Source organism: Mesorhizobium sp. CNPSo 4661, assembly GCF_057784215.1.
Genome location: NZ_JBWGIO010000019.1, coordinates 61568 through 86684, shown reverse-complemented (window position 1 = coordinate 86684; position 25117 = coordinate 61568). Strand labels below are relative to the sequence as shown.

The window sequence follows — 25117 nt, the reverse complement described above, 5'->3', positions numbered from 1 at the left end:
GGCGCATGTACTATCCCTATTTCCGCGGAAAACAGTTCGAGCTCATCACGGTCCGCGAGATGGCGCCGCTGCTCGCCGAGAAGAACTTCGTGCCCGTGATCGAGCCGGTGCGCGAGGCGCTCGGCGGCCTCAAGAAGACCTTGAGCGCGGTGTGTGCCGCCGGCGGGCGAGCGATCGTGATTGTGAACCCATATCATGGCGACCATCAGGAGGACGGGAAGAGCATCACCGACCTCCTTCAAGAAGGCTTTATCGGGACCGACAATATCGCCGCCGGCATCCTACTCCGCAGCGACATGACCGTCGACGAAGTGATGGCCTGCTACAACCATCATGCCGATCATCATCCCGTGCTGGTCCACGCCGGCTTCACCGCGCCCAAGGCGTTGGCGGCCGAGCTGGAGGATGGCATGCCCGGCCTCGTGAACGTCTTCGTCGAAGACCATGCAAAGCTGCTCTACCGGAAGCATTTTGACCAAAGCACGCGCGTCCTGGTACGCGACGGGTTCAAGCGCCAGCGCAATGCCGACTATCCAGCCATGGAGGAGTTTTCCGATCTCCATGTCACCTATGACGATCTAGGCATGGCGGGTTTCGGCGATTTTCTGATCGTCGGCGACGTCTACAGCGAGGGGGGAGGCCCGGCCTATGCCGTTGCGATCCACCTGACTTTCATCGATCCTGACAAGGACGATATCATGTACATTTATCACTTCGTCTCGGACACGAAGGACACGCCGACCGACCCCGCCGGCAAGTTCGCCCAGGCGCTGGCGAAGCTGATCACGAAACTGAACAGCGGCACCTCCAACATTCTCGAGACCGAAGCGATCAAGGAGTTTCGCGACTTCCATGATAAGGGCCATTTCCCTGGCCTTGGCTACGTCAAAAAGCTTTCGATGAAGCATCACATCGAGACGCTTGCGGACTATCTTGGCTGAGCCCCATGGCACAGCGTTTCTGCTGCCCAGAGTGCTTCGACGATCGCGGCCTGCGCGATCAGCTCTTCCCGTCGCTCGATCCCGGCCATGGGACATGCGATTTCTGCAGGACGGCTGACACCCAGCTCGTTGAGCCGGGCAAGCTCGTCAATTATTTCGAGCTGCTAGTCAATGTCTATGAGCCGAGTGAGGACGGGAAGTCGCTGGTCGAATGGATGAAGGACGACTGGCAACTCTTCAGCCATCAGCGCATGGACATTGCCCACGCTAAAGAGCTTCTCGGCGAGATTCTCGATGACGGTGAGATCGTCCGAAGCAGTTTCGCCCCGTCGGCAAGCTATATCAGCGAAGGCCTCGCGCAGTGGGACAAGCTGCGCGACGAGATGATGTATGCCAATCGCTGGTTTCTCGACGTCGCCATCGACCTAGACCGTCTCCGCCAACTGCTCGACATGCTACTGGCGCCGCCATTACCCCGGCAATGGTATCGCGCGCGAATCCGCGCCGAGGATGAGGTCTTCCCGATCGAGAAGATGGGGGCACCGCCGAAGCGACGCTCGTCACATGGCAGGGCCAATCCGGCGGGCATTCCCTATCTCTATCTGGGGTCGCTTCCCGATACGGCTGCGGCCGAGATTAGGCCCCATACAGGCGAGGTTGCTTGCGTTGCTGATTTTACGATCCCCGAAATTAAGGCTGTGGACTTGCGCAACCCGCGCAAGCTCGTCTCACCCTTCATCCTGACCGACGCAAGCGAGATCGGCCAGCTGCGCGCCGACTTGCCGTTCCTCGAACGCTTAGGCGAGGAATTGACTCGACCGGTTCAGCCAGCGGGGGCGGCGATCGACTATATTCCGAGCCAATACCTATGTGAATTTATTAAGAAGAGCGGCTTCGACGGCGTGGTTTATCGTAGCTCGGTCAGCGATGGCATCAATCTCGCGCTATTCGATCCCGCTCAGGCGGTCGGCGGGACGGTGGCGCTCTACAACGTGTCCAAGGTGTCGGTCGAAGTAGCCGCCGCTTAAGAAGAACGCACTTTCACAATGACGACCCTAGCGAACGGCAGCTTCCAGAACCTGTGGGCGGATTGTTGATTGACCGCGGTGAGCGCATTGCTGACAAGACAAACTTTGCCTGAAAAGGGCCTCATCGGAACTGCAGTTTGGCTTACTTCCCTATCGCGGCCGTCCACGGCGCGAGGGCTTATATAGCGCCGTATGCCGGTTGCCATTTGCGAGGCCGAGTGCCACATGACGAGCTCGATCGATCAGGTAACCCGCCTCGTCCAGGCTCTTGAGCAGCATTTCTGCCTCGTCCCGCCTCCGCTCACTGTCTTGTGGTGTCACGGCACTGACACGGCTGACCACACTCGGAAGTAGCTCGACGTCAAGTGAGTTCGGTGCGTTCGTTGTCGACTGGAGCGCCTCTCCAAATGACAAAAACCGATACTCGCTCGAGTTAATGTCGGCGCGCGGCGTTTCGAACGGGTGTTCGCGGGCCATGATATCACGGACCATCCGTCGGCCGGCGGAATTGCCATAGGTCAGAAGATTGCCTTCGTCGAAAAGGGCCGCGCAAATCCCAAACCAGGTTGTGGCTCCGTCCAGCCAGCCATCGAAATCGCGCGCGGAGCGGAGGAGGTCGAAAGATCCATTGCCGGCAATTGCCAGCATGAGACCTGCCAAGAATTCGGATCGAAGACCTCGATCACTACGGCGCTTCAGATCGGAAACGATTTCGTTGAAGCGATTGATCCGCACCTCGCGCGGCGCGGCGATCAAGGTCTCAAAGTCGACGCCGCTGGACAGCGGCGCTACGACACGCAACATCGCTGGTTGGATTGTGCCTGCAGCGACGGCGTCCGAGAGGAAATGGACTATCAGATCAGCATCTCTTCCTTTGGGCGCCTCCGATGAATTGACCGCCGAGCCCATCGTTTTCCAGGCAAGGCTAGTTCCATCGATATCCTGGGTGCGAAATGGATGGCTCGGTTGCTTTCGCAGCTCGATCCATTCGCTCACAATCCAGTCTCTGGCATCCTGGTCGTAGCCCGCGAGCACCGCTTGCCCGAGCGCCGAGGACAACGATGCAAGCAGCAGCGGAAAGACGTTCTTGGGACGGTCAGATTCGCGCGCCGACACAATCCACGCCTCGGCCATTGCGGCACCGGCCACGCATTTCGCGACACTAATTTCGTTTTCAACGATTGCATCGCCGCGCTCCAGCACCGAAATCATCTCCAGCGGTAGGACACGGAAAAAAGCAGAAAACGGTCGCACCTTCGTGTAGGTGGACAAGAAGGCAAATAAGTCGTGCATCTGCGCTTGCGGGATACAGACGACCGGCGAAGCCTTTGCCCCTCCCTGTGGCGCGACGAGCGTGACGTCGGTCGGCTTATCCGTCCCGGCGTTCGAAGCTCGCGGCATCGTTGCAGCGCCGGAAACGGCTTTGCCCAGCCAACTGACAAAGTCTTCACGGTTTAGGCGGACCCTTTCGATCGATGTCATAGAAAAAGGTCCTTCAAATTCGGTTCAACGGGCTTCGTGATCGCACAAGCATTCAAGCCTTTTTCGAAATAACCCGCGAGGCCAGCATTGTGATAAACGACTAGCGTGGTCTTAGCGCGCGTCACGGCAGTGTAGGTCAAATTTCTCTGCGTCTGATAGCGTTTGAGCATCTCGCCGGCGACCATGTGCACGGCGCGAAATTCTAGTCCCTTTGCTCCCTGCACTGTGGTCACGATGACCGGCCGATCGGCCAATATGGCGTCGTACGCGCCCGCACGCTGAATTTGGATATCTCCAGCGATCTCGCTCTTGCTCAGTAGTTCCACGACCTCGCTTAATTCGGCAGCTCGCGGGCAAAGGATCCCAATCATCTCGCCTGGATAGGCTTGCATTTGAACCTTGATGCGAGGGATTGCTTCGGCAAGCTGCGTGGGGAGATCTATTCCCCCAAGGACATCGACGGTGGATGGGAAACTGGCTTCGTCATAGTTTGATGTGGCCTCCATCCCTGACGCGTCGTCAAGCAGATTCTTGATCCCATCGGCAACCCGGCAAATCTTAATGCCGTTGCGATAGTGATGCTGCAGGTCAATGCGGGTCGCCCCGAGTTCCTCCAGTCTCTGAAGCGCGCCGGACTGATCGGTGATGCGCTGGTTATTATCACCGACCGCAAACACTCTCGCGCCAAAGGAACGGATAAGCTCGGCTTCTTCCGCGGAGTAGTCCTGCGCCTCATCCAAAAGGATAACGTCGAAGACATTTTCCGCGGCGCCTTTGGCAGCGACATTCGCCAGGCCGGCGAACAGCCGGGCCCGAATCTGATCAAAGTCGTCGCTGTCCTCGACCTTGATGCCATTCGCGGCCAATACCTCATACGCCCAGCGCACAAAGGTCTGTATCTTGTCGGCAGCGAAGGGATAGTGCTCGGTCCCCGCCGAAATGAACTCTCTCAACACCCGTCCAAACGCCAGAACTTTGATGTTGGTAACACCCTTGGCGTGGAGGTAACTGGCCCGGAGGAGCAGCAAATTGGTCTTTCCGCACCCGGGGGGGCCAACAATCAAATGATCCTCATCCTCGTCGAGCGCGATCACCTTTTTCTGATCGTCGTCGAGTTCGCTAACGCTTTTCCACCATGACGCTTCCATCATTCGACTCCCACGCCGGCGAGGTCGAGCTGGCCGACCGCCCCGCCCTGGGCCTGATCCAATGCCACGATCATCGCCGCTTCAATTTTGCCGCTTATCGTGGCAGAGTTGTAGGGTCCCTTGAATATGCTCCGGAGTTCCGGGGGCTCGGCCGCTGTCGCGGCGCCCGCGAAGGCTTTTGCTTGCAGATGCACAGCTTGGGATTCCACGTCGATCACCACGACCACGATTTCCATATACAGATCGTTCGCCAAGCCGAATTCGGCTGATGCACTCATTTTGATGTTAAGGATCGGCGCGCGTTTCGGTCCTCTCGTTACAATCAACGGCGGCATAATACTGGCATTGGCCTGCCGAATGCGACGCAACTCGATTTTCAGCCCTTCGACGACGGTTTCAAGCAACTCCGCCGAAGCCGGCCCCTCGCCAACGGTGAGTTCCGTCTGCGCGTCCGCGAGAAGCAGCCTTTTACCAATCCGCTGTCGCGCATCATCTGCAACCGACGTTACGACGGGGGGGCGAAACGCGTCCCAATCGACGAGCGCCAGGCGCCTTTCAGGATCCTTGACCAGCGCCATGCGGCAGGCATCGACAAGGTAGGACGGGAGAGCCTCGCTTGCCACATTTGGTTGCTCATGCTGGACCGCATTGACGAGTGCGGCATATGGATTGACGAATTCATCAAATATCGGACGGCGCATTATCAGGTCGTGCAGCACAGCGCCGACCTGATATATTGCAAGCGCGTGCCATCCTTCCTGATTGTCCTCTTCATCGCGGAGTAAGAATTCTGGGGAGCTGTACTGCAAAGTCCCTACGAAGAGCCGTTGGCCGTCGACGTCGGTAAGGCCAGATTCTCCGATCGGCTTCAGCACACCGAAATCTAGCAGCACAACACGACTCATATCCTCCAGAAGAACGATATTTGCCGGTTTGATGTCGCGGTGCGCGAGACCATTTGCCTCAAGAAATTCGCAGGCGGAAACGAGCTGATCGATCAGGCCTGGAATATTCCCGTCCGGCACCTTGGAAAGGCATTTGTTGAGGCTCGGACCGTCGAGATACTCCATGATGATGTAATGGTTATTGCTCTCGGCATGGAAGCCGCCGCCGAGAATTTCGACCATGTTTGGGTGCTGTTTCCCGATCAGGCCAAGTTCACGGCCGATCCGCTTTAGCTGCGTTTCATCCCCGTAGCGCTGGATCAGTTCATCGTCGAAGATCTTGAGGGCGGCCAGTTTTCCAGGACAATCGCTTACTGCCCTGAATACGGCAGCCGATTTCCCGTGGTCGATCAGGGAATCGACAGTCCAACCCTCGATCGCCTGGCCGCGAAATTTGACCTCCCATTCCCTCGCTTTGATCTCATCCACTCAGAGCCTCCCCCAGCGCGTGTCAGTATTTCTGATTCTATTGATTGAGCATTGAGCCCAACAGTTCAATAGTGGTAAAAAAATGCCGATCGCGCGCGAATAATTAGAACCGATAAGGTCCAACAGATATTCTAATCGGGTGAGGACCCTGGGCGGCGGCGCGGTCAACGCCCTATCGCCCTCGCGACTCCAGCACAAATCCACTCGGCCCGTTGTAGAGACTCGTATATAACGAGATAGATTTGCCGTAAATAGCGAACTGCTCGATCACCGAAGGTAGGTTACAGTGAGTATCGCAGATTGCTTACCGCGTTCTAAGCGGCTTTGTGTGTCAGCTTTCGGGAACAGTCGAGGGCACTCGGAACGACTGAGAGCAGGCGCGAAGCTGCCAGTCTACTCCAGATCTTCACCCCCGCCGAATGATCGCAGTGATTTTCCGTCGCACGCATCGTGTCAGCACCGTGACGTCGAAATCGTACCCCGATGTGAAAAGAAACAGACCAAAAAAGGGGGCAGCAGTAGTGTCAGACAACGGTTATCGCCTGGACGGGTTGGTTGCGCATTTGCGGAATGAGCGATATGAGCTAATGGTTTCAAGCTAGGAGCACGACTATGTCTGAAGAAGCTAATAATCTGATCGAGCTTACTGCGGATATCGTTTCCGCCTATGTCCAGAAAAACGCTGTTCCAGTGTCTGGGTTGCCCGATCTGATTGCCAGTGTGAATTCGGCATTGTCTAATATTGACAAGCCAAGTTCGGAGGAACCAACCACCCCAAAGCCGGCAGTGAATCCCAAGAAGTCCGTGTTCCCGGACTACATCATCAGCCTTGAGGATGGTCAGAAATACAAGTCGCTTAAACGCCATCTGGCAACCCGGCATGGCATGACGCCCGATGAATACAGGGCGAAGTGGGGCCTGCCGAAGGACTATCCCATGGTCGCTCCAAACTATTCGGCTACCCGATCGGCGCTGGCAAAATCGTTGGGGTTGGGAAGGAAGGCTGCCCCGGCCAAGAATTCCACTCCGAAACGCAAGGCCAAAGCCTAAGAGCAAATAGGGGAACCGGAGATCGTTGGCGTGCCAGGGAATCACCGTGACCATATCGGCACTGGTGCACCGGACCGTGCCGGTCTGACGCTTTGGGATTTTGCAACCCCACATGAGGCGGCCAAAGCCGCCCTCGATATCTATGGGTCGGACGCGTCGACCGCCACGGCTCATTGCGCATTCACGGCGCATTTTGACGGGCGCGAGCGCGATTCTCGCTTTTGGCTCGCGGTTTTCTCGCAGCTGAAAGACGCGTCTCTGGCTAGTCAGCTCAAGAAAGGTCATTAGAGCGGTCCACTATCAGGGTGCGGGTCAAACGACAGCAGCATTGCGCTCAGGAAACTTCCCGGTGCTGCCGTTATCAGCTGTATTTCTACTCAGACAAGCCGAGCCGCCCCTGCTACGCATTGTCTATGTTGAAGCTGATTGCCTTCGTGGTTTCTCCGACACGCCGGCTCCGCCCGGCAGACCTTCCTTCCTCGCCTTGGCAAACGCCCGGTCGCCCTCCAGGAACCCGACCAGCATAAAGGGGATCAGTTCAGCCACGGTTTCGGACTCTCCATACGTCTCACGGTAAAGTGCGGCATAATCGTTCAGCGCCTGGCTTAGATCGGCGCTGACGGTGATGGTGATCTTGGACGGTGTGCGGTCCGGAAGCTTGCCGAGTTTCAGGTTCGCCATGAACGCCTCCTGTTCACCCCGTGTATGGCCGCAACACGAGGTCCTTATGCACGATGATGCGCAACGGCCAACCGGGGCGGACGGTAATGGTGGGCTGAATGTTGAGGTTCTTTTCAGTGATGCGCTGGCCGGCTTGACTGACGTTCTGCTGGGTGGATTCACGAATTGCCTTGACCAAGTCGCTTTCGTTTTCCCCAAAGCTCAACTCGGTGCCAACGCCCAGCAATGTGGCGAGCGCAACCCCCTTGATCAGCTGCCAAGTGTGGAAATCCACCATGTCCTCCAGTCCAGCATAACCGGCAGTGTCGGTCGCCGGCAGATTGTCGATTTCGATCGATGAGCCGTCGGGCATAACGATGCGTTGCCAGACCAGCAGCGCACGTTTCTGGCCAAAGGCGACAACGCTGTCATAGGTGCCGATCATACGAGAACCTTGAGGGATCAGAAGGATGGTACCGGTGACGCTGTCGTGCACGTTCTCGGTGACCTGTGCGACGACCAAGCCCGGCAAATCGGAATTGATGCCGGTGATCAGACTTGCGGCGATCACGCTGCCGGCCATCAACTGATAGGGCGAGGCCGGCGTCTGCAACGCATGCGGATTGTAGATCCCGCCTATGCCCCGCTGGCTGATAAAATCGAGCTTGCGCTGCTGGTTGTTCTGGTCGCCTTCGGCCGGCGCGACCGAAGCTCGCGCACCTTCGGCATCGGGCTGCGGAGACGTCGCCTCAAAGGGGGAACGCCCGCCCTGCCCATTGCCGGCGGCATCAGCTTGCCGGGGCCGGCTTTCGATGCGGAAGAGAACTTGCGATTCGCGCGCCGAAATCGCCTGCTGGGCAAGCCGCTGCTCCTCCGCGGAAACCTCCTGGCCCGGTGCGATGCCAAGTTGGCGCTGATGCTCGAGGATCGGACGGCCGAGGTCGCCAGGCAGCGGCGGTCCAAGCAAAGGGGGTTTTGGTTTGATCCCGGAATAGTCCTTGGGCAGCCCTTCGAGACCCTCGGCGGTCGGCTTGCGGTCGGTGTTGTAAAGCTCTTCGGCCTGTTGCTCCAGGCGCAGTGCCGGTCGTTGCAGCGCCATCATGGTGACGCTAACGATGGCGCCGGAACCAACAGCTGCGATCGCGACGATTATGCCGCGCCTGAACCGCACGGCTCGGCGCGGCGAGGCGCGCAACTGAAGCTGTTCGGGATCGAGCTTCGGCGGGATATTGGGGCGAGTGGTGTCGGTCATGAGCGCTCCCCTCATCTGCCGAAACGGGAAAACAACGATGTCCGCCGGGGCAGTTGCCGGCCGTCGGTTCTCGTGATGCGCACCACCTGCTGTTGCTTGGTACCGAGACGGAGCTCGGCCGCAGCGAAGAGGCGATCGACGATGTAGTAGTTGCCGCGCATGCGGTAGTTGACGAGCTGGTTGTCGCCATCGGCACCGACGATGAAGAGCGGCGGCGCCTCGCCTTGGTCGATGCGTCCCGGGAATTCGATATAGACCTTGCTGCCATCGTCGAAGGCGCGCTTCGGGCGCCAGGGCGGCGTGTCGCCGCTGATCGCATAACGGAAGCGAATATTCTCGAGGGCGACGCTCGACGCCACGGGCATGGCCGCCTCGGCCTGAGCGTTGCGCCGGCGCAGCGCGATGATCTGGTCTTCGCTATAGGTCCAGGAGATCGCCGCCATGGCGGTCTTGTCCGTGCTTTGCAGCTGGAGGTGATAGGATCGCCGATCCGTCGTGATGACCAGATTGGTGGCAAGCCCTGGTGCGAAGGGTTTGACCAGAACATGGGTGCGCTGGTCGTTACCGGCGCCGCTCGTTGTGTCACCGATCACCCAGCGGACCGTGTCGCCGGCGGAGACCGAGGTCAGCTTCTCGCCTGGCTGCAGGGCGATATCGGTGACGCGCTCCGGCGCGGCGTAAAGTTGGTAGAGCGCGCCATCGGCGAAGGAATAGACCTGCACCGCGTTGACATAGCCAAACTTGGTGGGTTGCTGCGTCGCCGCCTTGTTGGCGTCGGCGACCCGTTCTTCAGGCGAGCGCTTGTCGTCGGCGACCTTGCGGGGCTCAGGCTGTAGCTGACCGGGCAGCGGCAAGGGCTTTGGCACCTCGACGACCTTGACCGGCGTTTGCGGCGCCTTCTCGATTGCCGCCGGTTTGAAGTCGGCCGCGTCATAGGAAATCTCAGGCGGCGGCGCCGGCTTCGAGGCACAGGCCGAAAGAACCGCAGCCGACGTCGACAAGATCAACACGGCGCGGACGGATGGGGCTTTATTTGTCATCAGCGGGCTCCTTCGGGGAAACGGATGTCGGTGCTGCACTGTCGAGCTCGCGCGACCAGTCGATGGCGTTGATGAAGACGCCGAGCGGGTTCTTGCGCAGCTGATCGGTGTTCCTCGGCGGGCGGATCACGATGGTGAGGATCGCGGTCCAGCGCGTCGTGGTGGCGAGGCTGCCGCGCTCAAAAACCTGCTCGGTCCATTTGACCTGGAACGAGGCGTCAGACGCCCGGACCACGCTGGTCACCTGCACCGACACGCTGCGCGTACCGATCTGACCGAAAGGGTCATTGGCCTTGGCAAATTCATTGAGGAAGAGTGCTGCGCGGTCGGTGGCAAAGTCGTAGGCCGACAGCCAGTTCTGCCGCACCAGAACCGCGTCGGTGGAAACGGAGCGGACATTCTGGATGAAACGGCCGAGATGCCAGGCTATCTGGGCATCATCCGGTTGGTAGTTTTGGACGGCCGGTGCGACGGCGCGGGTTTCGCCGAAATGGTCGACCTCGACGACGTAAGGCACGACGCGGCCCTGCATCGACTGCCACAGAAGCCCACCGGAAAGCCCCGTTGATAGCGCCAGGCTGCCAAAAGCCATCAGACGCCAGTTCCTGGCCTGGGCGCGAGCCGTGCCGATGCGCTCGTCCCAGACTTGGCCGGCCTTCTGGTAAGGTGACACGGGCTCGGGCGTCTTTCCGTAACGCTGAACGGGTCGCTTGAAGAGCATCTAGTCTTCCTTGTCGTTGAGAGAGGGATTGGCGCCGCTTCCGCCGTGATCGCCATCGCGCAGCGCCTGAGTGGCGGCATGGCGATGGGCACGGGCGGCCTGTTCGGCACGCAGACGCTTCGCCCATGCCGGCACGGCGGCCGGATCGGCGGCGGGGGAACTTCCTGTCATCGTGCTGGTCGGCGTGCCGCCGGTCGCTGTCCAGGCAGCCTCGCGACCGGCATCGGCGCTGCGCTGGAATGATTCTGTTGCGGATCGCATGCCCCGCATCGCCGCGTCGCCAGCGGCACTCGCAACGCCCTGCAGGCCGGCAGCTACGCCGGGGAGGCCGGACCCGGGCGACGTTGCTCGTCCCATCTTCCATGCCGTCGAAGCAGCCGATCCCATCGCCGTACCGACACGGACGGCAGCGAGGCCGCCGCCGGTCGCCATGCGCGCACCGGCGAAGGCAGCGCCTCCAGCGACCAGTGCTGACCCGGCCGCCGCCGCGGTGGTTCCAAGGGCCGCGCCCGCGCCAAGCTGCGGCGCACCGGAAACAAGGCCCGAGGCAATTCCAGGCCCGAAAACACCTAAGCCCAGCAGCGCCAGCGCACCCAGCACCTGCGACATGGCCGCGGCCAGGTCCGGCTCCTTGCCCTGCAGCGCGGAGGCGAACTCACCGAACAGCGTCGAGCCGATACCAACAATGACGGCAAGCACCATCACCTTGATGCCCGACGAGATCACATTGCCAAGCACGCGCTCGGCCAGAAACGCCGAACGGTTCCAGAGCGCGAAGGGCACCAGGACGAAGCCGGCCAATGTGGTCAGCTTGAACTCCAGGATGGTGATGAACAGCTGGATGGAAAGAATGAAGAAGGCGATCAGCACCAGGAACCAGGCCAGGAGCAGCACGAAGATGGTGAGCGCGTTGCCGAAGATCTCGGGGAAACCGACGAGCTGGCTCGCTTGATTGAGCAGCGGCCAGGCGCCCTCGAAGCCGGCCGCGGCAATGCGGCCTGGGCGCAGGAGATTGTCGGCCGACAGATTGCCGGCCGATGCGTTGATGCCCAGCCCGGCAAAGGAACGGTAGATGATGTCGGCGAGGTTTTTGAAATTGTTCAGGATGAAGGCGAAGGCGCCGACATAGAGCACCTTGCGCACAAGCCGGCCGAGAATGTTGGGCTCGCCGCCGAACGCCCAGACCAGGCCGGCCAGTGTGATGTCGATGCCGATCAGGATGGTGGTGAGGGAGGCGACGTCGCCCGAAAGCAGACCGAACCCGCTGTCGATGTAGCGGGTAAAAGTCTCCATGAAGCGATCGATGACGCCGAGGTCGTTCATGTCGCCGCCTTCCTCGTTGTCTTGAAGAACTGCTGATCAGTTGCCGGGATAAGCCGTACCGGTGCCCAGGAAACGCTTCGTCGTCTGGCGGGCGGCTTCCTCGGATTGCGCCTTGCGTGCCGCATCCTCGGCCTCGGCCCGGAACTGGGTCGCGAGCAGCGTCTGGATCTGCATCTGCTGCTTGGTCGAGAGCGCGATCAACTGATTGGTCGCCTGACTTGCCTCAAGCGCACCGGCAGCGCCCTGGCTGCGGGTGACAAGGTCAGTGAGCAGGTCTCCATCGGTCCGGACATTCTCGACGATCTGCGACTGCGCGCTCATGGTCTGGCGGAACGCCTGCATGGCGTTCTGCCAGCGCTCGCGCGCGGCGCTCGCCACGTCGCTCACCTTGATCGTGGCATCGTAGCTTTCCGGATATTGCTGGCGCCACTGGTCCTGGAGCTTGTCGAGATCGAAGCTTAGGCCGCTCGCTTGGGTCATCAGGCCATCGATCCGTTGCAGTGACCCGGTAAGCTGGCCCACGGACGAAAAATCCAGGCGCTGAAGGTTGCGCGCCATGTTCTGTAGCATCGTCGCCTGGTTCTGCAGAGACTGGATCTGATTGTTGATCTGCTCCAAGGCGCGAGCTGCCGACAGCACGTTTTGCGTATAGTTAGATGGATCGAACACGATGAGCGCATAGGCCGGCTGGACGTAGTCGGCCAACGGTTTGGCGATCAGCGAAACGGTGACCAGGCTGGTGAGAAGGCGGCGTCCCATCATGACGATTGCTCCTTGTTAGGTTGAGGGAATTGCGGGAGAAGCTCGGCGGCCCAATCGAGGCCGCGCGCGCTGAGGAAGCGGGCGGCAAAGCTGCCCTGCCCTTCTTCAGCCAGGAGGTTGTCGGTCAGGGTCTGCGTGGCCGGATCGGAGGCGCCGCAGAGCGCAAGAGCGATGGGCCCCAAGCCCAGCTCGAACAGCCGGTTGCCGCGGCGAGACTGCAGATAATAGTGACGCTTCGGCGTGGCGCGGGCGATCAGTTCGATCTGGCGCTCATTCAGGCCGAAGCGCTCGTATGCCGCTCTTGCCTGCGGCTCGACGGCACGATCGTTGGGGAGAAAGACGCGTTGTGGGCAGCTCTCGATGATAGCCGGCGCGATCGATGAGCCTGCGATGTCGGCGAGCGACTGCGTCGCGAAGATCACAGAAACGTTCTTCTTGCGCAGCACCTTCAGCCATTCACGGATGCGGGCGGCAAAGAGCGGATTGTCGAGATAGACCCAGGCCTCGTCGAGCATCAGCAGTGTCGGCCGGCCGTCGAACCGTTCTTCCAGCCGATGGAACAGATAGGTCAGCACCGGCAGAACGGCGCTTTCCTCATGCATCAGCTCCTCGGTCTCGAAGCACTGCACATCCGAGATCGCCAACCGGTCATCATCGGCATCGAGCAGCCGGCCGAAGGGGCCGTCGAGCGTGTAGGGCATAAGCGCCGATTTCAGCGCGTTGGACTGAAGCAGCACCGACAGGCCGGTGAGCGTTCGTTCCTGCGCCGGCGCGGTGGCAAGGCTGGTAAGCGCCGACCAGATCGCTTCCTTCACCTCCGGCGTGACGGGGACGTTTTCATGGGCAATCAGGCCGGTGATCCATTCCGCCGCCCAGCTTCGGGAAGCGGGGTCGCTGATGTTGCGCAGAGGCTGGAAAGCAAGCGCACCACCGGCACCAAGGGCATGATGTTCTCCGCCCATGGCAAGCGTTGCCGCGCGGGCTGAATTGCCCTTGTCGAAGACATAGACCTGGGCACCGGCGTAACGCCGGAACTGCAAAGCGATGAGCGCCAGCAGCACCGACTTGCCGGCGCCGGTCGGTCCGACAATCAGCATATGGCCGACATCGCCGATATGGGTGGAAAGCCGAAACGGTGTCGATCCGCTGGTCTCGGCAAAAAGAAGCGGCGGCGAAACTGATCCGGTGACCTCGGCAAGATGTTCGTTGTCCGCTGGACCTGCCCACACCGACGACAGCGGCATGAGATGGGCAAGGTTCAGCGTGTGAACGAGCGGCTGGCGAACATTGGCGTAGACATGACCCGGTAATGAACCAAGCCACGCCTCGACAGCATTGATGCTTTCGCGGATCGTGGTGAAGCCGAGCCCGTTGACGATGCGCTCGACGGCGCGAAGTTTTTCCGCGGCGGCTTCACGGTCCTTGTCCCACACGGTCACCGTCGTGGTGAGATAGCCGAAGCCGACGTGATCGCCTCCAAGCGCCTGCAGGGCGGCATCGGCATCGAGCGCCTTGTTGTCGGCATCGCTGTCGACGAGCGGGACCGGTTCGTTGGTCACGACCTCGCGCAGGATGGCGGCGATCGACTTGCGCTTGGCAAACCACTGCCGCCTGAGCCGCGTCAGCGTCTTGGTGGCCTCCGTCTTGTCGAGCGGGATGAAACGCGTCACCCAGCGATAGGCGAACTCCTGGTGGTTGAGCGCATCGAGAATCCCCGGCCGGGTGACATTCGGAAAACCGAGGATTGTGAGCGTGCGCAGATGCTGTTGGCCCAGCATCGGCTCCAAGCCACCGGTAAGCGGGGCGTCGACCAGCAGCCCGTCGAGATACATCGGCGTTTCCGGCAGGGCGACCAGATGGCGGCGGGTCGAAACTGTGCCGTGCAGGTAAGTCAGCGTCTCGGCGTCATCGAGCGCGCGCACCTCGGGCATGAAACCCGAGAGAAGATCGAGAACCCGATCGGTCTCGTCGCGAAACCGCACCAGCTCCTGGCGCCAGTCTCTGGCGCTGCCAGAGTGATGCCGATCGACGAGAGCGCTTTGCGCTCGGGCCTGGCCATCCGGTGGCGGCATGAAGACCAAGGTCAGATGATAGACGCTCTCGAAATGCGCAACCTTGCCCTCGAAAGCCGCGCGCCGTTCCTCATCGACGAGCCATGAAGCTGCATCAGGAAAACGCGAGCTCGGATAGCCCAGCGCTTCGACGCGCTCGGCCTCGAAGAACAATGCCCAACCGGAGCCAAGGCGTCTCAGCGCATTGTTTGCCCGTGCGCAAATGCCGATGAGCTCAGCTTCCGTCGCGCTTTCAAGATCGGGCCCGCGGAACCGCAACGTCCGTTGAAAGCCGCCGTCCTTGTTGAGCACGATGCCGGGCGCGACGAGTGCTGCCCAGGGCAGATGATCGGCAAGCCGGTCGGCTTTGCCGCGGTATTCGGAAAGATTCAGCATGCAAGCCAGCCCTTCTGCTGGAGATGGCGCACAAGCACGCTGGCAAAGTCCGGATCCCGCCTTGCCGCAAAGACAGCAAGCGTGTGTCCCGCCATCCAGATCACCAGACCGGCAATCCACTGCTGCAAGCCAAGCCCGATTGCGGCGGCCACCGTGCCGTTGAGGATCGCCACCGCCCGCGGCGCACCGCCGAGCAGGATTGGCTCGGTCAACGCGCGATGAACGGGAACCTCGAAGCCCTCGATTTGCTGCTCTCCGGTGCTCATCCGACGAGTGCTCCGCCGCCGAAGGAGAAGAAGGACAGGAAGAAGCTTGAAGCGGCGAAGGCAATCGACAGGCCGAAGACGATCTGGATCAGCCGGCGGAACCCACCGGCCGTGTCGCCGAATGCAAGCGTCAGGCCCGTGGTAATGATGATGATCACCGCGACGATCTTGGCGACTGGTCCCTGCACCGACTCCAGGATCTGCTGCAACGGCTGTTCCCACGGCATGCCGGAGCCGGCCGCATAAGCCGGTGCCGTGAGGATAAACGCCATGGCGGCGGACGAAAGAAAGCGAAGCTTCTTGCGCATGAAGTGACCTCTCAAATCTGTTGGAGTTGCGGAAGCGTGAGTTGGGTGACGGCGTAGTCGCCACTGCCGTCGAGCCCGGTGACCTCGGCGATTGCCTCGATGCGGCGCGAGGATCCGCGCCCAGCGATGAAGACGATCAGATCGATGGCGTCGGCGATGAGGCGGCGGGGGACGGTGACGACAGCCTCCTGGGCGAGTTGCTCGATACGGTAGAGCGCCGAGCGCGCCGAATTGGCGTGAACGGTGGCGATGCCGCCGGGATGCCCGGTGTTCCATGCCTTCAGCATGTCGAGGGCTTCAGCGCCGCGAACCTCGCCAACGATGATGCGGTCGGGTCTGAACCGCAGCGTCGAGCGCACGAGATCGGCAAGTGTCACCGCACCCCGCCTCGTTCTCATGGCAACGCAGTCCTTGGCGGCACATTGCAGTTCGCGTGTGTCCTCGATCAGGATCACCCGCTCGTCGCATTCGGCGACCTCTGCCAAGAGCGCATTGGCAAGCGTGGTCTTGCCCGACGACGTGCCGCCGGCGACGAGAATGTTGCGCCGCTCGCGGACCGCTTTCTTCAGTGCGTCGGCCTGCAGCGGCAGCATGATGAGGTCGGCGACATAGTTGGCCAGCGTGTAGAGTTTTGCTGCTGGCTTGCGGATAGCGAAACACGGGGCCAGAACGACAGGCGGCAGCAAGCCCTCGAAGCGCTCGCCCGACGGCAGTTCGGCACTGACGATTGGGCTGTCGACATGCGCTTCGGCGCGAACGTGAGAGGCGACCAGGCGGATGATGCGCTCGGCCTCGGAAGGGTGCATGTGCACGCCGGTTTCGACCCGACCTTCGCCCAGCCGGTCGAGCCGCAGCGCGCCATCGGGATTGACCATCACCTCGATGACGGTGGGATCGGCGAGCGCCTCGGTGATCGCCGGCCCCATGGCGGTGCGCAGCATGGCGCGGCGGCGGTGGTCGGCCTCAGGATGGGAACTCATCGTTCGCCTCCCGTGCTGTCGTCATTGCCAAGCGATCGCTTGCCGGATGCAATCTGACGGCCGACCTGCTCGACGAATTTGTCGAAACGCTCCTGGGCAATCGCCTGCGTTGCCTTATCCGGAACCGGCGTGTGGGCATGAAGCGTGATCGAAAAACGGATGAAGAGCGCCAGGCTCTCCAGGATCATCTCGGCATCGCGCCTGACATGGCCGAGGTCGCGGGAAAGACGGTCGAGCCGCTTGCCATAGCGCTGGTCGAGCTCGTTCTCACCGCGCCGCTCGATGAAGGCCTCGACCGCCTTGGCCACGATCGCCGATTTGGTGGTCGAAGGATTGCGGCTGAGGGTCTCCAGCTTTTTGCTCAATTCGGGCTCGAGCAGAAACTGGTGGCGGATGCGGTGGGACTTCATGCGGCTTATTCCGACTGACCGGCGCTGATGCGCCGGCGGCGGGAACGAGCATCGTCGAGATCCGCAAAATCGCTTATGGACGTTATCTACGCCGAGATACGCCCAAGCCGCGAAATGGCTCAGAAGCCGGGCACGATGTCCTTGTCGTCGCCCCGTCCCTCGTTGAGGCCATAGGCGCGCGCCGCTGTGGAAATCCGGTCCATGACGCGCTTGTCGGCGGGCGCCTCGCCGTCATCGTCGGCAGGCTTGAACAGGTCGTCCTGGTGTGGCTCCTGGGGGACGACGGTCTGTTCTTCGGGCAAACCGGGATGGCGTTGCTGCTGGACGCCACCTTCGTCTTCGATCATCGCGCCGGCGCCTTCGTCGTCGGCGGCTAGACGGCGGTCAACGCTGCGAACCTGTCCACTCCAATCGTCCGGGCGTGGTGCAGGACAGTCGGCGTAAGGACCGTCGCGCAATACCGGCGCAGGCAGTACCCGCTCCGTGAAATTCCGATCCTCGTAGTAACGCAGCTTCTTGGCGCGGATCGGCGGCAATCCCGAAACCAGCACAAGCTCGTCGGATGGCGGCAGCTGCATCACCTCGCCCGGCGTCAGCAGCGGCCGGGCAGTCTCCTGGCGGCTGACCATGACATGCGAAAGCCAGGGCGCCAGCCGATGGCCGGCATAGTTGCGCATAGACCTCAGTTCCGTCGCTGTTCCAAGCGCGTCCGAGATGCGTTTGGCGGTGCGCTCGTCATTGGACGAAAAGGCAATGCGCACATGGCAATTGTCGAGGATGGCGTTGTTCTCGCCATAGGCTTTCGAGATCTGATTCAAGGACTGCGCGATCAAGTAGGCGCGGATCCCGTAGCCTGCCATGAAGGCAAGCGCGGTCTCGAAGAAGTCGAGACGCCCGAGTGCCGGGAATTCGTCGAGCATCATCAGAAGCTGATGCTTTCGGCTCTTCTTTGGATCGCCATCGAGGCGCTCGGTCAAACGGCGGCCGATCTGGTTTAGCACCAGCCGCACCAACGGCTTGGTGCGTGAGATGTCCGATGGCGGCACCACCAGATAGAGCGACATCGGCCGTTGGGCATCCATCAGATCCGCGATGCGCCAGTCGCATGCCGATGTTGCTGCAGCCACGGTCGGATCGCGATAGAGCCCGAGAAACGACATGGCGGTGGAGAGCACGCCTGAACGCTCGTTCTCGGACTTGTTCAGCACCTCGCGCGCGGCTGAGGCGACGACTGGATGGACCTGTGGCTTATCCGCCCCACCAAGGTGATTGGTGGTCATCATTCGCTGCAACGTCGCGGCAAATGAGCGTTGCGGGTCCGACAGGAAAGTGGCGACGCGGGCAAGCGTCTTTTCCTCCTCGGCGTAGAGCACGTGCAAAATGGCGCCGACCAGGAGAGAATGGCTCGTCTTTTCCCAATGATTGCGCCGCTCCAGCGCGCCTTCCGGATCGACGAGAATGTCGGCAATGTTCTGGACGTCGCGGACCTCGTTTGGACCCTTGCGCACTTCCAGCAGCGGGTTATAGCGCGCCGACCGTGGATCGGTTGGATTGAACAAAAGGCAGTGCGAGAACTTCGACCGCCAAGCTGAGGTGAGCTGCCAGTTTTCGCCCTTGATATCGTGAATGACGGCCGATCCTGTCCAGGAAAGAAGCGTCGGAACAACCAGTCCAACGCCTTTGCCCGAGCGTGTCGGGGCAAAAGCCATGACGTGCTCGGGTCCGTCATGTCGCAGATAGTGATCCTCCAGCTTGCCAAGGAAAACACCAGCCGGCTGAAACAGCCCTGCCTTGTCGATTTCCTGCTTAATGGCCCAGCGCGATGATCCGTAGGTTGTGACTAGGCCGCGCTGCCGCGCGCGCCAAAGAGAGCCCGCGATCGCCGCGGCACAGCCCAGGAATCCGCTGGCGCCGGCAAGTGCGCCCGCCTTGTCGAAGACCTCAGGCGCGTAGGCGTCGAAATGGAACCACCATTCGAACAGCTTCCACGGCTCATAAATGGGCCAGCCGGCCACGATGAACCATGGGTCGCCAAGCTGCGGCTGATAGCCGAGCATTTGGGCGCACCATTGCGTTGCAGCCCACACGCCAAGAATGACGATCGCGAAGACCACTGCGATCTGGCCAACCAGTAGCTTCGTGGCTGTCATGGGCTCGGTCCGCGGGTGAATGCGGATCAACTTTGCGCGGCACGCGGCAAACTGGAATGCACCCTACATACGATCGAGGGCTATCAATGACCTGCTATGCAGTGACACTTCCGCCCAACAGTTCCAGGCTGCCATTATATGCCACACGGCGGGCAATGCGCGGCTTGCCGTTTGGGGGCTGCGGCCGGCACAGTCCAGGATCGTCGTTCAGATATCTCTGTGCGTCCCAGGTCACGCTCGCCACCAAGATCGTACCCCAATCTGCAGCCCTCTCTCGCTCTCGAACCCGGGGAGATTGGCAAGGCAGGAGCAACAGTTACGTTGCCCGATCTGGGAATTCTTAGCTTAGCTGTGTCAGGGGTTGGCAAACCCGTTTAGAGATGCCGCGCTATCCGTCAGTGAGAAATGAGACATTGGCCGGCCAGGCACGATCTCTGCAAAGTAGAAATGTCGCATCGACGCTGAAACGGCTTTGTTGGCGCTGACATGAGCGCCCATCGTGCGGCAGCTGGTTGGGGTCGCGCAGCCCGATCGGGTGCGGTCCAGCCTACCTCGCTGGCTATAGCTTTTAGGGCCACCGACATGAATAAGGAAAGGCTGACCCTTGATAATTGTGTCGTGGGGCGAAATCATCGAACTCAGCCAATCAGCGCTGTTCGGTCGGCGCGTCCTTCCGCAAGACGCCGGCTCTTTCAGGTTGGCCAAAAAGCTCGCACTGGGCGCCCGGTGATGCGGTCGACGCCGAATAATGAGCAGAGGCAATGATAAAATCGATGTGCGATTCTCCTTGTCAATATTGCGGCAGTGTGATCACAGCAGAAACCTGCATGCGTTCTGAGGAAGACGGCCAATGACAACTATAGCGCTACTCGGTGCGGGCGGGAAAATGGGCTACCGCCTGTCGACCAATTTTCGCGGCTCACACTACGTGATCCGCCACGTCGAGATCAGCGAAGCGGGCAAGGAGCGGCTGAAGAGCGGCCTCGGCATCGAGACAGTGAGCGTCGACGAGGCGCTCAAGGGCGCCGAAGTGGTGATCCTGGCGGTTCCCGACACCCATATCGGCAAGGTCGCCGCCGGCATCGAGAGCAAGCTGGCACCGGGAACAATGGTGATGGTGCTCGATGCGGCAGCCCCCTTTGCCGGCCATTTGCCGAAGCGTTCGGACCTGACCTATTTCGTCACCCATCCCTGCCATCCGCCGATCTTCAACGATGAGACCGACATGGCTGCCAAAAAAGACTTCTTCGGCGGCGTCAAGGCCAAGCAGCATATCGTCAGCGCGCTAATGCAGGGGCCGGAGGAAGATTACGCCAAGGGCGAAAAGATCGCCCGCATCATCTGGGCGCCGGTGATGCGCTCGCATCGCGTGACGGTCGATCAGATGGCGCTGCTCGAGCCCGGCCTTTCGGAGACGGTGTGCGCTTCGTTGCTCGTCGTGATGAAGGAAGCGCTCGACGAGGTCGTGGCGCGCGGCGTCGACCGGCAGGCGGCGCTCGACTTCCTGCTCGGCCATATGAATGTGCTCGGTGCGGTCATCTTCGGCGAAACCCAGGGCGTGTTCTCGGACGCCTGCAACAAGGCGATCGAATTCGGCAAGCCGGTGCTGATGCGCGACGACTGGAAGCGCGTGTTCGAGCCGGAGGAGATCGCGGCCAGTATCCAGCGCATCACTTAAGTCGTTTCGCTGTCGTGCCATCTCAGGATGCGACTTGGCGTCGGCCGGCAAAGTCGCCACGCTGATCATGCAAACGCAAAGTACAACATCGCGCTGAGGTGCTCGAGGGCTGGTACCTCCGGCTGGGTCAGAAGAGCGTTTCCACGCAGAAGCCAAACGCATTAATCTCACGCCCGAGGAATGATGCAGGAGGATACATGAGCCTGACGCAGAAGCTGATTAATGACGGCAATGCGGCCGTGGACGAAATGTTGGCTGGCATCATGGCCGCGCATCCCGAGCATCTGTGGCGCCCGGACAATGCGCCGCGCGCAGTCGTCGCCAAGCACGGTCCGCGAACCGGAAAGGTGGCGCTGGTCATCGGCGGCGGCTCAGGCCATGAGCCGACCTTCCTGGGCTATGTCGGCAAGGGACTGGCGGATGCCGCGGCGATCGGCAACGTCTTCGCTTCGCCCCCTCCGCAGCCGGCGGTCGACGCGGCGATAGCCGCGAGTGGCGGCGCAGGCGTCCTGTTCATGTATGGCAACTATGCCGGCGACGTGATGAATTTCGACATGGCCGCAGAACTGCTGGAGATGGAAGGCATCGAGGCGCGCACGGTGCTGACCACCGACGACATCGCGTCGGCGCCGCGCGATCAAAGGCAAAAGCGCCGTGGCGTGGCTGGCAATGTGTTCATCTTCAAGTGCGCGGGCGCGGCCGCCGACATGATGATGCCGCTGGACGAGGTGGAGCGGATCGCCAGGCACGCCAACGACCGCACCTTCACCATGGGCGTGGCTCTCTCGTCCTGTTCCCTGCCGCAGACGCGCAAGCCGAGCTTCGATCTTCCTGTTGGTGAAATGGAAATCGGCATGGGCATCCATGGCGAACCCGGGGTGCGGCGCGGACCATTGCGTTCGGCCAATGAGGTCGCCGACGAAATCATGGACGCGATCCTGGCGGAAATGGCGGCGCCGGCCGGCGCTCGTGTCGCTGTTCTGGTCAACTCGCTCGGTGCAACGCCGCTGATGGAACTTTACATCCTGAACGCGCGGATCGCCGAGCGCTTGAAGGCAGCCGGGCTGGCCGTTCACAAGACGCTTGTCGGCCCCTACTGCACGTCGCTCGACATGGCCGGCGCATCGATCACCATCATGCATCTCGATGACGAATTGCAGCGTATGATCGACCATCCCTGCGACTGCGCCATGTTCCGGAGTTGAGCGAGATGGAGTTTACGACCGCGGATTTGAAAACCCTTTTCGGCACCATCTCTGCACGGATGGCAACTGAGCGCGACAGGCTCTGCGCCCTTGATGGGGTCATTGGGGATGCCGACCACGGTATTGCCATGGAACAAGGCATGAAAGCCGCGGCCGATGCCGCCCAGGCCGCCGAGGGCACGCTGCAGGAAGTCTTCAATGCCGCCGCCAAAGGCTTTCTCAACGCGGTCGGCGCCTCGTCGGGACCACTCTACGCGACCGCCCTTCTACGCGCCGGCAAGGCCGCAGGTCCGCGCACATCAATGCCGAAGGGCGAACTGCGGACCATCATTGCGGCGATGCGCGACGGCATCGTCCAGCGTGGCAAGGCGGAGCCCGGCCAGAAGACGATGCTCGATGCCTGGGGCCCGGCCGCCGATGCCGCACTCGATGGTCAGAATGCCGATGCCATAATCGCGGCGGCCCGAGAGGGTGCGGAAGCGACACGCAACATGGTCGCAACCGTCGGCCGCGCCGCACGTCTCGGCGAGCGTTCCTTGGGGCACCCGGACCCCGGCTCGATTTCGGCCGCCATGCTGGTCGAAGAAATCTGCAATGCGATGAAGACTGCTTGAGTCATCTGCCTGCTGTCCGCTGCAATCGATGTCAGTGAGCGAATAACAGCTCAGCAACGCGACAGGTTAAAGCGCTTCTTCAGCAATCGGTGTCCATAGTGTGTATATGGACCCTAGGTGTTTGATCCCCACGCTTTGATGGGGCGAGTGGTCCCCTCCAGACCTGACGCAGGGACCAAACACTCATCAGCATCGGACCGAAAGCACAAGATCTTTATCGTCCTGGAGAGCCTCTTCAATCCACTGGCGAAACAGCGCAATCTTCGGAGTTCGCAGCCTCGATCTAAGGTAGACGAGACTATGACAGGTCATCCAGGGTCCCTGGATCCCGAGAGGAGCGACAAGTCGCCCGCTCTTCAGATCTTGATGCACCAGCATCAGACTTTCCAGACACACTCCCAACCCGTCAGCAGCGGCATTGATGGACATGAAGGACCGGTCGAAGCGCAGGCCGCGATCCGTATCGAGTTTTATCCCATGGTCGTTTGCCCAATCCTGCCAACGATAGAGATTCACCTCTGAATGGATCAGGGGGAACTTGGTTAGGTCCTGGGGGGAGCGGAATCCGCTCTCTCTGAGAGTAAGTGCCGGTGAGCAGAGCACGACGATAAGTTCGGGCGGGAATGGTTCGACGGCGATGCCGACCTCATTCGGCTGTGAGCCATAGCGGATGTCAATGTCGACCGTACCCGTGCGCAGTTCAGCAGGCTCACTCGAGGCATGCAGCCGCAAGTCGATTTCTGGATATCTGGCGCTGAAGCGAGCCAGTCTCGGCATCAGCCATTGGGAGGCGAGGCTGACCACCGAATGGATGTTCAGGACATCGCTCTTACCTTTGGCGGTAAAGTTGCGTGTTGCGCTTTCCATCCGTTGGAACGATGCCCCAATCTCTTCAGCATAGGCACGCCCAGCATCCGTCAGCATTGTTGATCGTCCGGAGCGGTGGAAAATAGCGATCCCGAGCTCCGTCTCGAGCGCCGCCATCTGATGACTGACGGCGGAAGGGCTTATACTCAATTCGACAGCGGCCTTGCCAAAAGAGCCGAGCCTGGCCACGGCCTCTAGAACCTTCAAGGACCGCAGTGAGGGCAATTCACGCGTCGGCACGCTCTCGTCCTCCCAATGCCGTTTTCTGTGCGCGCAAATCGATGATCCGCCAGACCACAATGCCAGCCAAGTTCGACCTTCCGCAAGTGGACGTGTTAGCGCGACGAAGGGAGGCGATTTTCAGGAATGAATCGCCTCATGCTTGACATCTTCGCTCGGCCAACCTGGCCTGTCGCGATTGTTGTGATTGGCTTGAGCTTAGCCTGCGCGACGACGCGCCTCGATCTCGACCGCCTCGCTTTCGTCCAACCACAGGCGTTCAAGCCAACTTCTGAAGGCGCTGATCTTGTATGAGCGCAGTCTCGATCGCACATAGGTCAGGCTGTGACAGCGCAGATTCGGTCCTGTCATGCCGAAGGGCAGAAGGAGATTTCCTTTCTCGATCTCCCTCTCAAGCAGTCGGTAGCTTTCCAGGCACACCCCCCTGCCCTCTACGGCGGCGGCAATCGACATGAAAGCGTCGCGAAACCGAGGACCACGCGTCAGATCGATCTGGAGATTGTGGTCCTTGGCCCATTGATGCCAGCTGTAGGGCGTCTGCTCCGACCTGATCAGTGTGTGGCCGATCAGGTCCGAGGGCTTGACGATAGAATTGTTCGAGGATGCGATCTCGGGCGAGCAGGCAACGACGATGGTCTCCAGCGGAAAATCCTCTGACGCGATCGAGCCCAGACGAGGCGCGCTGCCGTAGCAAATGTCCACGTCCACAGAGCCATCCGTCAGTTTCGACAGGTCCGACGAGGAAAGCAGCCGTATTTCGATCGAGGGGTGAAGCTCCTCAAAGATCGGCAGACGAGGCATCAGCCACAGCGAAGCCAGGCTCGGCGCGCAGCCGACGCTCAGAACGTCGACACTGTTGCGCCGCGACACTTCGCTGGTGGCGTGCTCAATCATGGAGAGCGCTTCCGCCAGATCCCGGTGGTAGCGCTCACCCACTTCGGTCAGTGAAACGGATCTTCCAATCCGATGGAACAGTTTCTCGCCCAGATCCTCTTCCATCAGCCTGATCTGGTGACTGACGGCGGAAGGCGTGAGTTGCAGGCTTAGCGCCGCCTCAAGGAACGAACCCATCCTGCCGGCCAGAACGAAAGACTGGATCGCTCGCATCGATGGGACCGACGTCATGGCCGCTCCGTGCATGGCACCCGCCCAGATGCGCTATTGGCCAGCCG

Annotated in this window: 24 protein-coding genes; 7 read left to right on the top strand and 17 right to left on the bottom strand. The window is 60.8% G+C overall.

Annotated features, from left to right (window positions below; all coding sequences use genetic code 11):
• Window positions 1-5: 5 nt before the first annotated feature.
• A complete protein-coding gene (locus tag AC0YKC_RS26550) occupies window positions 6-941 on the top strand; it encodes a sce7725 family protein (RefSeq protein ID WP_488513234.1) in 936 nt (311 codons plus the stop codon).
• A gap of 5 nt (window positions 942-946) precedes the next feature.
• Window positions 947-1969 (top strand): RES family NAD+ phosphorylase, encoded by a 1023-nt coding sequence (locus AC0YKC_RS26545; protein WP_488513233.1) that lies wholly within the window; start codon window positions 947-949, stop codon window positions 1967-1969.
• Between the two features lie 150 nt (window positions 1970-2119).
• Here AC0YKC_RS26545 and AC0YKC_RS26540 read toward each other — a convergent pair whose 3' ends face one another.
• Genes AC0YKC_RS26540 through AC0YKC_RS26530 form a run of 3 tightly spaced genes read right to left on the bottom strand, consistent with a single transcriptional unit; the run spans window position 2120 to window position 5972 of the window.
• Entirely contained in the window at window positions 2120-3451 is a 1332-nt protein-coding gene (locus AC0YKC_RS26540) for a hypothetical protein (RefSeq protein WP_488513232.1), read from the bottom strand.
• Window positions 3448-4602 carry an ATP-binding domain-containing protein gene (locus AC0YKC_RS26535; RefSeq protein WP_488513231.1) on the bottom strand — a complete coding sequence of 385 codons (1155 nt, stop codon included), beginning with the start codon at window positions 4600-4602 and terminating at the stop codon, window positions 3448-3450. Before AC0YKC_RS26535 ends, AC0YKC_RS26540 begins: the two co-directional genes overlap by 4 nt.
• Window positions 4599-5972, bottom strand: a complete 1374-nt coding sequence (locus tag AC0YKC_RS26530; protein WP_488513230.1) for a protein kinase domain-containing protein — start codon at window positions 5970-5972, stop codon at window positions 4599-4601. The genes AC0YKC_RS26535 and AC0YKC_RS26530 overlap by 4 nt, the downstream gene beginning before the upstream one ends.
• A 612-nt stretch (window positions 5973-6584) precedes the next feature.
• Between AC0YKC_RS26530 and AC0YKC_RS26525 the strand changes: the two genes are divergently transcribed.
• Together AC0YKC_RS26525 and AC0YKC_RS26520 are read left to right on the top strand one after the other, a co-directional pair.
• The gene (locus tag AC0YKC_RS26525) at window positions 6585-7022 is read left to right on the top strand and encodes a Ros/MucR family transcriptional regulator (RefSeq protein WP_488513229.1); all 438 of its coding nucleotides are present in this window, start codon (window positions 6585-6587) and stop codon (window positions 7020-7022) included.
• A 30-nt stretch (window positions 7023-7052) separates the two neighbouring features.
• A complete protein-coding gene (locus AC0YKC_RS26520; RefSeq protein ID WP_488513228.1) occupies window positions 7053-7310 on the top strand; it encodes a hypothetical protein in 258 nt (85 codons plus the stop codon).
• A gap of 123 nt (window positions 7311-7433) precedes the next feature.
• Here AC0YKC_RS26520 and AC0YKC_RS26515 read toward each other — a convergent pair whose 3' ends face one another.
• The 12 genes from AC0YKC_RS26515 to AC0YKC_RS26460 form a co-directional block, all read right to left on the bottom strand.
• On the bottom strand, window positions 7434-7703 hold the full coding sequence (locus AC0YKC_RS26515) for a DUF2274 domain-containing protein (RefSeq protein WP_488513227.1): 270 nt from the start codon (window positions 7701-7703) through the stop codon (window positions 7434-7436).
• A gap of 13 nt (window positions 7704-7716) precedes the next feature.
• Complete coding sequence (locus AC0YKC_RS26510) at window positions 7717-8934, bottom strand: TraB/TrbI/VirB10 family type IV secretion system protein (RefSeq protein ID WP_488513226.1); 1218 nt, start codon at window positions 8932-8934, stop codon at window positions 7717-7719.
• A gap of 11 nt (window positions 8935-8945) precedes the next feature.
• Window positions 8946-9974: a P-type conjugative transfer protein TrbG gene (gene trbG, locus AC0YKC_RS26505; RefSeq protein ID WP_488513225.1), complete on the bottom strand. Its 1029-nt coding sequence runs from the start codon at window positions 9972-9974 to the stop codon at window positions 8946-8948.
• On the bottom strand, window positions 9964-10695 hold the full coding sequence (gene trbF, locus AC0YKC_RS26500; protein ID WP_488513224.1) for a conjugal transfer protein TrbF: 732 nt from the start codon (window positions 10693-10695) through the stop codon (window positions 9964-9966). The genes trbG and trbF overlap by 11 nt, the downstream gene beginning before the upstream one ends.
• Window positions 10696-12018 carry a P-type conjugative transfer protein TrbL gene (gene trbL / locus AC0YKC_RS26495; protein ID WP_488513223.1) on the bottom strand — a complete coding sequence of 441 codons (1323 nt, stop codon included), beginning with the start codon at window positions 12016-12018 and terminating at the stop codon, window positions 10696-10698.
• A gap of 36 nt (window positions 12019-12054) precedes the next feature.
• Window positions 12055-12780, bottom strand: a complete 726-nt coding sequence (gene trbJ / locus AC0YKC_RS26490) for a P-type conjugative transfer protein TrbJ (protein ID WP_488513222.1) — start codon at window positions 12778-12780, stop codon at window positions 12055-12057.
• Window positions 12777-15227 carry a conjugal transfer protein TrbE gene (gene trbE / locus AC0YKC_RS26485; RefSeq protein WP_488513221.1) on the bottom strand — a complete coding sequence of 817 codons (2451 nt, stop codon included), beginning with the start codon at window positions 15225-15227 and terminating at the stop codon, window positions 12777-12779. Before trbE ends, trbJ begins: the two co-directional genes overlap by 4 nt.
• Window positions 15221-15493: a VirB3 family type IV secretion system protein gene (locus tag AC0YKC_RS26480; RefSeq protein WP_488513220.1), complete on the bottom strand. Its 273-nt coding sequence runs from the start codon at window positions 15491-15493 to the stop codon at window positions 15221-15223. The genes trbE and AC0YKC_RS26480 overlap by 7 nt, the downstream gene beginning before the upstream one ends.
• Complete coding sequence (locus tag AC0YKC_RS26475) at window positions 15490-15801, bottom strand: TrbC/VirB2 family type IV secretion system protein (RefSeq protein WP_488513219.1); 312 nt, start codon at window positions 15799-15801, stop codon at window positions 15490-15492. Before AC0YKC_RS26475 ends, AC0YKC_RS26480 begins: the two co-directional genes overlap by 4 nt.
• 11 nt (window positions 15802-15812) lie before the next feature.
• The gene (trbB, locus tag AC0YKC_RS26470; protein ID WP_488513218.1) at window positions 15813-16781 is read right to left on the bottom strand and encodes a P-type conjugative transfer ATPase TrbB; all 969 of its coding nucleotides are present in this window, start codon (window positions 16779-16781) and stop codon (window positions 15813-15815) included.
• A complete protein-coding gene (locus AC0YKC_RS26465; RefSeq protein ID WP_488513217.1) occupies window positions 16778-17191 on the bottom strand; it encodes a CopG family transcriptional regulator in 414 nt (137 codons plus the stop codon). Before AC0YKC_RS26465 ends, trbB begins: the two co-directional genes overlap by 4 nt.
• A gap of 119 nt (window positions 17192-17310) precedes the next feature.
• Window positions 17311-19341, bottom strand: a complete 2031-nt coding sequence (locus AC0YKC_RS26460; protein WP_488513216.1) for a conjugal transfer protein TraG — start codon at window positions 19339-19341, stop codon at window positions 17311-17313.
• An 850-nt stretch (window positions 19342-20191) separates the two neighbouring features.
• On the opposite strand from AC0YKC_RS26460, the gene AC0YKC_RS26455 reads away from it, so the two are divergent.
• From AC0YKC_RS26455 to dhaL, 3 genes are all read left to right on the top strand, one after another.
• Window positions 20192-21019 (top strand): phosphogluconate dehydrogenase C-terminal domain-containing protein, encoded by an 828-nt coding sequence (locus AC0YKC_RS26455; RefSeq protein ID WP_488513215.1) that lies wholly within the window; start codon window positions 20192-20194, stop codon window positions 21017-21019.
• Window positions 21020-21216: 197 nt separating this feature from the next.
• Window positions 21217-22224, top strand: a complete 1008-nt coding sequence (locus AC0YKC_RS26450; RefSeq protein WP_488513214.1) for a dihydroxyacetone kinase subunit DhaK — start codon at window positions 21217-21219, stop codon at window positions 22222-22224.
• A 5-nt stretch (window positions 22225-22229) separates the two neighbouring features.
• Window positions 22230-22838, top strand: coding sequence for a dihydroxyacetone kinase subunit DhaL (dhaL, locus tag AC0YKC_RS26445; RefSeq protein WP_488513265.1), 609 nt, complete (start codon window positions 22230-22232; stop codon window positions 22836-22838).
• Window positions 22839-23024: 186 nt separating this feature from the next.
• On the opposite strand, the gene AC0YKC_RS26440 is transcribed toward dhaL, so the two are convergent.
• Both AC0YKC_RS26440 and AC0YKC_RS26435 read right to left on the bottom strand, forming a co-directional pair.
• Window positions 23025-23945, bottom strand: coding sequence for a LysR substrate-binding domain-containing protein (locus tag AC0YKC_RS26440; protein ID WP_488513213.1), 921 nt, complete (start codon window positions 23943-23945; stop codon window positions 23025-23027).
• 198 nt (window positions 23946-24143) lie between these two features.
• Window positions 24144-25085 (bottom strand): LysR substrate-binding domain-containing protein, encoded by a 942-nt coding sequence (locus tag AC0YKC_RS26435; RefSeq protein ID WP_488513212.1) that lies wholly within the window; start codon window positions 25083-25085, stop codon window positions 24144-24146.
• Window positions 25086-25117 lie beyond the last annotated feature (32 nt).

Coding starts and splice junctions, on each gene's coding strand:
- dhaL (WP_488513265.1), top strand. CDS start 22,230: ATGGAGTTTACGACCGCGGATTTGAAAACCCTTTTCGGCACCATCTCT.
- AC0YKC_RS26450 (WP_488513214.1), top strand. CDS start 21,217: ATGAGCCTGACGCAGAAGCTGATTAATGACGGCAATGCGGCCGTGGAC.
- AC0YKC_RS26460 (WP_488513216.1), bottom strand. CDS start 19,341: ATGACAGCCACGAAGCTACTGGTTGGCCAGATCGCAGTGGTCTTCGCG.
- AC0YKC_RS26435 (WP_488513212.1), bottom strand. CDS start 25,085: ATGCACGGAGCGGCCATGACGTCGGTCCCATCGATGCGAGCGATCCAG.
- AC0YKC_RS26455 (WP_488513215.1), top strand. CDS start 20,192: ATGACAACTATAGCGCTACTCGGTGCGGGCGGGAAAATGGGCTACCGC.
- AC0YKC_RS26515 (WP_488513227.1), bottom strand. CDS start 7,703: ATGGCGAACCTGAAACTCGGCAAGCTTCCGGACCGCACACCGTCCAAG.
- trbJ (WP_488513222.1), bottom strand. CDS start 12,780: ATGATGGGACGCCGCCTTCTCACCAGCCTGGTCACCGTTTCGCTGATC.
- AC0YKC_RS26525 (WP_488513229.1), top strand. CDS start 6,585: ATGTCTGAAGAAGCTAATAATCTGATCGAGCTTACTGCGGATATCGTT.
- AC0YKC_RS26480 (WP_488513220.1), bottom strand. CDS start 15,493: ATGAGCACCGGAGAGCAGCAAATCGAGGGCTTCGAGGTTCCCGTTCAT.
- AC0YKC_RS26465 (WP_488513217.1), bottom strand. CDS start 17,191: ATGAAGTCCCACCGCATCCGCCACCAGTTTCTGCTCGAGCCCGAATTG.
- AC0YKC_RS26540 (WP_488513232.1), bottom strand. CDS start 3,451: ATGACATCGATCGAAAGGGTCCGCCTAAACCGTGAAGACTTTGTCAGT.
- trbF (WP_488513224.1), bottom strand. CDS start 10,695: ATGCTCTTCAAGCGACCCGTTCAGCGTTACGGAAAGACGCCCGAGCCC.
- AC0YKC_RS26475 (WP_488513219.1), bottom strand. CDS start 15,801: ATGCGCAAGAAGCTTCGCTTTCTTTCGTCCGCCGCCATGGCGTTTATC.
- AC0YKC_RS26545 (WP_488513233.1), top strand. CDS start 947: ATGGCACAGCGTTTCTGCTGCCCAGAGTGCTTCGACGATCGCGGCCTG.
- trbE (WP_488513221.1), bottom strand. CDS start 15,227: ATGCTGAATCTTTCCGAATACCGCGGCAAAGCCGACCGGCTTGCCGAT.
- trbB (WP_488513218.1), bottom strand. CDS start 16,781: ATGAGTTCCCATCCTGAGGCCGACCACCGCCGCCGCGCCATGCTGCGC.
- trbG (WP_488513225.1), bottom strand. CDS start 9,974: ATGACAAATAAAGCCCCATCCGTCCGCGCCGTGTTGATCTTGTCGACG.
- AC0YKC_RS26550 (WP_488513234.1), top strand. CDS start 6: ATGTACTATCCCTATTTCCGCGGAAAACAGTTCGAGCTCATCACGGTC.
- AC0YKC_RS26510 (WP_488513226.1), bottom strand. CDS start 8,934: ATGACCGACACCACTCGCCCCAATATCCCGCCGAAGCTCGATCCCGAA.
- AC0YKC_RS26535 (WP_488513231.1), bottom strand. CDS start 4,602: ATGATGGAAGCGTCATGGTGGAAAAGCGTTAGCGAACTCGACGACGAT.
- trbL (WP_488513223.1), bottom strand. CDS start 12,018: ATGAACGACCTCGGCGTCATCGATCGCTTCATGGAGACTTTTACCCGC.